This is a genomic window from Citrobacter sp. R4 (genome assembly GCF_026719175.1).
GTDB classification, from domain to species: Bacteria; Pseudomonadota; Gammaproteobacteria; order Enterobacterales; family Enterobacteriaceae; genus Citrobacter_A; species Citrobacter_A sedlakii.
The window spans coordinates 1-606 of record NZ_JAPPSU010000060.1; the positions used below are offsets into that span (position 1 = coordinate 1).

1 protein-coding gene is annotated in these 606 nt (G+C 48.0%); it reads right to left on the reverse strand.

Annotated features, from left to right (window positions below; translation table 11 throughout):
- Positions 1 to 116: 116 nt before the first annotated feature.
- A complete protein-coding gene (locus OOJ60_RS24570; protein ID WP_001749986.1) occupies positions 117 to 569 on the reverse strand; it encodes an NAD(+)--rifampin ADP-ribosyltransferase Arr-3 in 453 nt (150 codons plus the stop codon).
- Between the last annotated feature and the right edge of the window lie 37 nt (positions 570 to 606).

Below are 606 nucleotides of genomic sequence, written 5' to 3' on the forward strand. Positions count from 1 at the left end.
AACGCCGCCATAAACGGCGACAGGGTGGCGCGCCTATTGCGCATAAAATGGCGAAGCCATGCGCAACAGGCGCGGAATCTCTGGCGTCCGGTTTGATGGCTTTGTTATGCAAAGGACTAGTCTTCAATGACGTGTAAACCACGGCGCTTTAAGTCCTCCAACGAATCCAACATTCCCCTTATTAATTCAACAGGATGCCCCTCCCAGTCTTCAACAACGCCAACAATTCTCAAGGGTTCGCAGGTTCTATAGGACTGTGTTGGATTACCGGGAAATCTTTTGTTCGTAAGATTCGGATCGTCTTCGAACGGTCCTGTTGGCTCAACTATGTATATGTAGCCGCGACCCTCGAGGCCAGACAGTGACATAGCAAGTTCAGCTCCCCAAACTGCTGGCTCCATCAAGGCTGAAAAGTAGATGTGCTTAAGAATACGACCGTCCTCGAAATGAGAGATGAACCCTGTGGTTAGCAAGTCACCAATCGCCAAATTGGCTTTGGTTCCATGATAGAACGGTCCTTGCACCTGCTTGTAATTATCATGAGAGATGGGAATCCAATCTTTTACCATTTTAAGACCCTTAATTGTTGGGATTTGGCTGCATAAC

What these genes read in the sequence shown, in the direction of transcription:
- OOJ60_RS24570 (WP_001749986.1), bottom strand. Translation starts at nt 569, where the DNA reads ATGGTAAAAGATTGGATTCCCATCTCTCATGATAATTACAAGCAGGTG.